General features: G+C 55.4%; 5 protein-coding genes and 1 pseudogene. 2 read left to right on the plus strand and 4 right to left on the minus strand.

Annotated features, from left to right (window positions below; translation table 11 throughout):
* From ABYT07_RS18410 to ABYT07_RS18425, 4 genes and pseudogenes are all read right to left on the minus strand, one after another.
* A pseudogene (locus ABYT07_RS18410) lies at positions 1-1144 on the minus strand (hypothetical protein); the annotation flags it as partial.
* A gap of 400 nt (positions 1145-1544) precedes the next feature.
* Positions 1545-1718, minus strand: a complete 174-nt coding sequence (locus ABYT07_RS18415; protein ID WP_372993475.1) for a hypothetical protein — start codon at positions 1716-1718, stop codon at positions 1545-1547.
* Between the two features lie 34 nt (positions 1719-1752).
* The gene (locus ABYT07_RS18420) at positions 1753-2619 is read right to left on the minus strand and encodes a glycosyltransferase family 2 protein (protein WP_372993476.1); all 867 of its coding nucleotides are present in this window, start codon (positions 2617-2619) and stop codon (positions 1753-1755) included.
* A gap of 98 nt (positions 2620-2717) precedes the next feature.
* Positions 2718-3419: a DnaA N-terminal domain-containing protein gene (locus ABYT07_RS18425; RefSeq protein ID WP_372993478.1), complete on the minus strand. Its 702-nt coding sequence runs from the start codon at positions 3417-3419 to the stop codon at positions 2718-2720.
* A gap of 397 nt (positions 3420-3816) precedes the next feature.
* On the opposite strand from ABYT07_RS18425, the gene ABYT07_RS18430 reads away from it, so the two are divergent.
* Together ABYT07_RS18430 and ABYT07_RS18435 are read left to right on the plus strand one after the other, a co-directional pair.
* Positions 3817-5127 carry an AAA family ATPase gene (locus ABYT07_RS18430; protein WP_372993479.1) on the plus strand — a complete coding sequence of 437 codons (1311 nt, stop codon included), beginning with the start codon at positions 3817-3819 and terminating at the stop codon, positions 5125-5127.
* The coding region (locus ABYT07_RS18435) for a ParB N-terminal domain-containing protein (RefSeq protein ID WP_372993480.1) at positions 5124-5654 on the plus strand (531 nt) is incomplete at its 3' end. The genes ABYT07_RS18430 and ABYT07_RS18435, both read left to right, overlap by 4 nt.

The following is a 5654-nucleotide window of genomic DNA, read 5'->3' on the forward strand; positions in this document are numbered from 1 at the left end:
AGGTCGCGCTGTCAATCGTCGTCGCGCCTGTCACTTCAGCCGTGTCCGCAATCGAGTGATCCGTGCCACCGTCTAGATCAAGCGTCGTGACCGACGTGTCGCCGGAAAGGTTAACATCGCTGGTTGCTGTGCTTGCTGTTACCGTGGTCGCTGACCCCGAGGATGCGTTCAGAACACCGCCCGCGCCAACAGTCACCGTGTTCAGTGTCCCGCCAGTTTGCGCCAAAGTCGCGCTGTCGATCGTCGTCGCGCCTGTAACCTGAGCTGTGCCGGCAACCGAATGGGTCGCGCCGGCATTTAGATCAAGTGACCCGATAATGCCGCCATCTGCATCAAGCGTTCCGCTATTTATCGTTACCGCGCCAACTGTACCCCCGTCGACATCCAGAACGCTGGTGACCCCTGTTACGGTTACGGTAGACGCCGCGCTCAAAGAGCCGCTTTGCACCTGAACCGTACTGTCGTCGATGGTGGTGGTGCCCGTGACCGCGCCCGTGTTCGCACCGCTACCGTTGATCCTAACTGTGCCTGCGTCACTATCAAGTCCGCCTACACCGCCTACAATATCAACGAGACCCGCACCAAGAGTCTGAACCGTACCGGATACGGTGCCACTGAGGTTTAGAATAGAGCCGGTATCAACATTTGTAGCCAGATTGCCTGTCACAGGAGCCTTAATGAAAGAACCTATTCCAGCGCCACTGAGTATCACTTGCCCGACTACGCTCAGCGTATTGCCTGACGTGGCGTCGGTGATCGTTACGCCGGTGGCACCGAATGTCAGGTTGGTTGTCGTAACACTTCCGCCCAAGGTTACATCATAGGTCCCAACTGGATTGGCTGCCCCAAATGTAACATTGTCATTTGCCGTGAAATCCACATTGTTCGTGCCGTCATTCCAAAGAAGCGTGCCGCCGCCCTCGACCCAAGTGCCAGCGCCGCCCGTCGCCGGATCGGTTGACGTATCAGCGGGGGCACCCGCATCCCAGTCGATATCAGCAGCCACCGCCGCGCCGCCGATCAGCACCGTCGCGCCGGTGGCCAACACAAACACCAATTCCGTCGCACGTCCAAGGCGGCAATGGCTGCGCAAAGAACGCTGGCGAATTCCGACCTGACGGAGTGTTGTGGCTAAATCAAACATGGTAAATTCCTTTTTTGGTGCCGTCATCAAAAGACGCAAATAGACTTATGGCCCGGCGAGGCCGAATGGCAGTGAAACCGGATGCGGCAAGGACAGCACAAGGCAGAATTCCGTTTTGCGTCGCGAGAAGGCTCGTTTCGATCAATTCTCGCGACGCAAAACCGACTTGCCTAAGGCAATAATGCCTTGGGCAAGTCGGTTTCCAAAAGATTGCATTCGCAGATATTGAAAAAACGGTCGCCATCCTAGTTTCAATAATTAACTCTCTTGGCAATTTATGCAGGTTTTTGGCTTGGCCTGTCAAAAGATAATGAATTGTTACGGATCGGTAATTGCAGGTTCGGTAGGAGTGTTGCTGATCCGTCACGCCACGGAATGACGTTAAGGCGCAACGATATTTTTAGGTGGTGGCGCAAATTTTTAACGCCCAGTTGCACTTCTCGCCAATGCTGTCCACCGCACGCCATAGCCTATGTTTCTTCCATTGGACCGCGATCACCCCTTCATCCAAATGCCATTTTTCGGTCGGCTGCTTGCGCGCCGCCCAAACCAACCCTGCGGCAAATTCCACCAAGGAATATACCTTAGGGACGAAAGGCAATTCTAAATCAAACGCCTGAATCAGCCCCGAAATGCGTTTTGAACCAAGAGGGCAGCGTTACACGGAATTTGAAAACCTTGGATTTGCTTCTTAATACGTTTTCTTTTTCATCTCGCATTGGGTCTGCCACAATCGCGGTATATGCATCGTCGCGCGCGCGGGCCCATGCCCGGTCTTCATAAAGAGCCAGACTAGCGTAAAATCGCGAGGCGTCTCTATCCGGGTCCTTCCACGCCGCACCGGGCAAACCTTTACCCTTGGCATTACCAACTTCGGTTCTGTGCTGGTTGGCAATCTCGAGCGCCTCGAGATTGGCATATTTAAGGTGCATCAAATAAACGCCCTCGGGTAGATCGAACTGTGCCGTTGCCAGCTTGCGCGATCCCACCCAGATGCCATGCCGCCACAAGGCCGTACCGCGCCTGGACGCCCATGCCTTGCTGTAATGGCCGGAAAACACAGCTTTGGACCGATGCCCCAATGCCATCTCACCGGCTTTCAATACCTTTTCGTCGATCACTTCGGCTATGTTCAGCCCCAAAGCAAACAGCGCCTTGGACGATGCGGTATCAAAGACCTCTTCGAAACAAGCGTATATAGCCGGATCAAAACAGATCAGTTCATCCGCATCGGTGCGGATCACCCAATCATAAGACAGCCCCAATCCGTCGGCAAAGCTGTTCAGCATCTGGCCCCGCCTGCGGTCAAAACCTTCAAGACTGTCGCGGGGAATTGTGATCACATTGGCCTTCGGGCAAATTTCTGCGATCATGGCGTCCTGCCCGTGGGCCACAACATACAGACTGTCGAACCCCACCAAGCGCCCATAATGGGTGTACCATTGCGAAAGCGCCCAGTAGTCTTTGTAAACCATTGTGAGTGCGCAAATCTTCATGCGGTCTTTGTAAGCTGTTTCCGAAAAATTAGACAAGACGTTTTGCGTGGCTTTCCACAACCGCCGCTAAGGATGCTCTATGCCTCGAACTCGATCCGCGCGATCGGTCCCAGCTCTGCCTCGACCGCCGACACAAGCGGGCGCATCAGATGCGTTTCGATATAGCGCTGTGCGAATTTGCTAGGCGCGCGCAGACGCAATATGCCCTTGTCGAAACTGGTGTATTTTAACTGCGAAAACCAGGCATTGAATTGATCGGCGTTTTCTTTGGCCAGCCGTGCCATCGCGCGTTGCCATGTGCCCGGCGCGCTTTGCACCGCAGCATCTTCGGTCTCCGCATGTTTTGTATAATCACTAAGCTGCACGATTTTCACAGTGCTTTGGCCTTGATACCGCCCCTTCATTCTTAGATCGAAATCGGGGCCCACAAGACACCAACACGGCTCGGAAAGCTTGGCAATCTCGTCGTAGTTCAACTGATAAGCCGCCACCCTGCCCCGCACGCCGCCGCGCTTGCAAATCAAAATCTTGCCATCAAGCAGCCGCTTGATCTCGCGCTTGACAGTCCGTTCGTTCACCGACCACATCCGTGCCAGATCCCGTTGTCCCACGGTTAGTTCATCGGCGCGCCAATTGTACCGTGCGGTCACCGCTGCAATCAACCGCATCAATGTCGTCTGCAAGGTCGGTGATCCGTTCAGCCCCGCAACGCTAAGAGCCGTCAACAGGTCGTATTTTATCACGCTGGCTTCTGGCCCAGTCAGCCGCATTGGGTTCATTGGTCTTTGTCCCGCCCGATATTAAACGTATCATTGCCTCAAGGATCAACCTCTTGTGGGCCGATTCCATTTATGTGTTTCAGAAAGCGCTAAATCCCGTCTTCTGTCAACCCGTTGGGAAAAGCAGGATTTACGTAATCCTCTTCTAAAATCTGAATAGATTAAGGTTAATAGGTTAAGGGGGACAGCTATCTGTCACCCTATATCGGCCATCTTGTCACCAAAACCCCGAAAAACCTGTTCCTCCTGTCACCAAAAGGGCCTTTTTTCGGAAAAGGCCTTTGAATTGCGCGTTCAGGCGCAGTGACCGTTCATTCGGGATCTTTAAATTTAGGTTTTGCCAAATTCCCGAAATCGCGTTATTGGAAATGCGAGGTTAAAAAACGCGAGTAGATAGATGAGAGACCATAACGACCTGCTTACCATGAATGAGCGCAGCTTGGAACAACAGGCCGCCGTGCGTCGCGCGACGTTCTCGCCGGGCGAAATTAAGGCGCTGCGCCCGTTCTCGATCTGGGAGATCAGCCAGTTCATGTTCGATGTCCCCGCTGACACCCTACGCAAGAAACTTGCCGACGATCCCACCCTGCCCCAAGGCTTGACCGAAGAAGATGGTCGGCAGCGTTGGTTCAGTCTGGAAGAGATCAATGAATTGCGGCGACGCGCCAAATTCCGGGGGCGCAAGCTGCTGCCTGAACGGCCACGGGGGCGTGCGATGCGTGTCGCCGTATCCAATTTCAAAGGCGGGGTCGGTAAAACCGTCGTCGCCCAGCATCTGGCCCACGCCGCTGCTCTGGATGGTTACCGCGTGCTGTGCATCGACTTTGACCCGCAGGCGACCCTGACCCATTCGATGGGTCTGACCGAGGTGAATGAAGGCAACACAGTTTGGGGCATCATGTGCCGTGATCTGTGCCGCGAGGCGAACCGCATCATGGAAGGGTACGACGACCCCGACGACTGCCCCTACCCGTCTGCGGACGAACTGCCCGACGACGTGCAATCCATCGGCGCGCAGCGGTTTCAGGATTTCATCCAAAAAACCTGCTGGCCGACCATCGACATCATCCCGTCCTGTTCCAACGCGGCATTCGTCGAATTCGCCTCGGCGCAATACCGGTCCTTGCACAAGGCCTGGAGCTTCTTTGGCTGTGTCGCCCGCTACTTGGATGAACTGCCGGATGATCAATATGACATCATCATTTTCGATTGCCCGCCCGCCATCGGCTACCAATCTTTGAACGCGGCCTTCGCTGCTGACATTCTCTATATTCCCTCGGGTCCCGGCTATTGGGAATACGACAGCACGACCAGCTATCTGGGTCAGTTGGGCGATGCGATGGCCGATATCTCCGAAGGGTTTTCAGCGCTGGCGGCGGACGCTGGCATCACACTTCCTAAACAGTTTTCCGACATCCGGTTGCTGATGACCCGATTTGAAACCACCAACCCGCTGCACTCGGCCATGATGGACGCGTTCAAGAATGTGTTCGGCGCCGATGTCTGCGCCCACCCGATTGAAATGACCCGCGCCGTTGAACAGTCGGGCCGGTTCCAGATGTCGGTCTATGAACAGGACTACCGACAGATGACCCGCGAGACATGGAAGCGGGCGCGGCAAAGCTTTGATCGGGCCTATGACGAATTTATCGGAACAGTCCTTGCGGCATGGAAAGAGAACGGCACCAAGAAGGAGGCGGCAGAATGAGTGGCAAGAACAAGTTCGGCTTTGCGCCCGTAGATGCATCAGCGCCCGTCAAACGGCGGACACGTGAACCGGGTCCCATGGGGGCCGCCGTGCGCGATGTGGCCGAGAACCTGCAAGAGGCAACCGAAGCCAAGATCGAACAGCGACGGCAGAACGCCACAGACGCCAAGATTTTCCGCGAGGCGCAGGCCGAGGGTCGTGTGCTGTACCAGATCCCCCTTGCCGAAATTTTTACCGATGATTTGCCGCGGGACCGTCTGGCGCTCGATGACGTTGCCCAGTCCGACGAGATGGAAGAGCTAAAAGCGTCGATCCGTGCGCGCGGACAACGCGAACCGGTCGAGGTTTATGTCGGGCCAAGTGGTCGCTATCAGCTGAAGAAAGGCTGGCGCCGGTTCACCGCGCTTTCGCAGCTTTTCAACGAGACGAAAGATGACCGCTTTGGCGCGATCACAGCGCGCATCGAGGCAGGCAGCGACGACCGCATGTCACGCTATGTCGATATGGTCGAAGAAAACGTTGTCCGC

The organism is Sulfitobacter sp. (genome assembly GCF_041552635.1).
Lineage (GTDB): Bacteria > Pseudomonadota > Alphaproteobacteria > Rhodobacterales > Rhodobacteraceae > Sulfitobacter.

Excerpts from the sequence above, each read along its gene's own strand:
- ABYT07_RS18420 (WP_372993476.1), bottom strand. The coding sequence starts at position 2,619 with ATGGTTTACAAAGACTACTGGGCGCTTTCGCAATGGTACACCCATTAT.
- ABYT07_RS18425 (WP_372993478.1), bottom strand. The coding sequence starts at position 3,419 with ATGAACCCAATGCGGCTGACTGGGCCAGAAGCCAGCGTGATAAAATAC.
- ABYT07_RS18430 (WP_372993479.1), top strand. The coding sequence starts at position 3,817 with ATGAGAGACCATAACGACCTGCTTACCATGAATGAGCGCAGCTTGGAA.